The organism is Weissella sp. DD23, assembly GCF_001579105.1.
GTDB lineage: Bacteria > Bacillota > Bacilli > Lactobacillales > Lactobacillaceae > Weissella > Weissella cibaria.
Window position 1 is genome coordinate 54,950 of sequence record NZ_KQ970397.1, and the last position, 1,285, is coordinate 56,234.

Consider the following 1,285-nt stretch of genomic DNA (forward strand, 5'->3'; position numbering starts at 1 on the left):
AGGCTGATACGATTCAACCCGTGGGTATTCCGATGACGGATATCGACGCATTGCGTGATTTTGCAACAATGACGGCGATTGATTTGACGTTTGTTGGCTCTGAAGAACCCTTGATTGCAGGGATTGTTGATGAATTTCAAGCGGCCGGTCTGCCGATTTTCGGGCCGACGAAGGCTGCAGCACAGCTTGAAGGGTCGAAGTCATTTGCCAAGGATCGCCTAGCAGCTGCAGGTATTCCGACGGCCACGTCGGTAACCGTGGCGTCTTGGCCGGCCGCAGAACGTGCCATTGTGACCAGTGAAGAACCGGTGGTGGTGAAACAGGATGGCTTGGCGGCTGGTAAAGGTGTGACGATTTATGCTACCCGCCAAGAAGCTTTAACAGCTGTGAATGACCTCTATCAGGTTGATAATCAGACAAAGTTGGTTATTGAGGCCTATTTGCGTGGGGTTGAGTTTTCAATTTTTAGTCTAGTGGGACCAAACGGCATTGTTCACACGCCGGTTGCCCAAGATCATAAACGATTATTAGATGGTGACTTGGGGCCCAATACCGGGGGAATGGGTGCCTATAGTCCGGTTCGCTGGCTAGCAGATGAGGTTGTGGTGGATGCTATCGACCAGTTGGTTGGACCGTTACTGACTGAAATGGTAGCCAATCATACACCGTTTACCGGGGTGCTATATACCGGTGTGATGCTAACGGCGCAAGGCCCAAAAGTGATTGAGTACAATGTGCGTTTTGGTGACCCGGAAACGCAAGTGGTCCTACCACAGTTGGAGAGTGATTTTTATGAGCTAGTACTCGCGTTGGTGCGTGGTCAGCAGCCGGTTGCGCAGTGGCAAACAGAGGACGTCTATCTTGGCGTGGTTTTGGCGGCACCTGGCTACCCAGTTGCACCGGTACAAGGAATGATGGTGCCTACAATTTCAATGCCTAAAATAAGGTCATTTTATGCCGGGGTTGGACAAAATGATGATAAACTTATAACAAGTGGTGGCCGAGTAGCAACGATTGTGGCGACGGCAACGAGCGCGACCAAGGCCCAAGCACAAGTCTACTCGGTCTTAGATGCTTTGCCAGTCAAGCTACACTATCGTCATGATATTGGTTATCAAGCAGTTGAAAAAGAAAATAAGGTGGTGTCTGGGGATGCAAACAGATATTGAAATTGCACAAGCCGCAGAAGTGTGGCCCATTGAAAAAATTGCTGAAAAGGCCGGTCTAACGCCAGCAGAATGGGAACCGTATGGGCGTGATAAGGCCAAGATTTCGGTTGATGAAA

2 protein-coding genes are annotated in these 1,285 nt (G+C 50.0%); both read left to right on the forward strand.

Going from position 1 to position 1,285, the window contains the following annotated elements; all coding sequences use genetic code 11:
• On the forward strand, positions 1-1,169 hold a 1,169-nt coding region (gene purD / locus WEIDD23_RS10200), incomplete at its 5' end, for a phosphoribosylamine--glycine ligase (RefSeq protein WP_062358958.1).
• On the forward strand, positions 1,153-1,285 hold a 133-nt coding region (locus WEIDD23_RS13175; RefSeq protein WP_156469628.1), incomplete at its 3' end, for a formate--tetrahydrofolate ligase. The genes purD and WEIDD23_RS13175, both read left to right, overlap by 17 nt.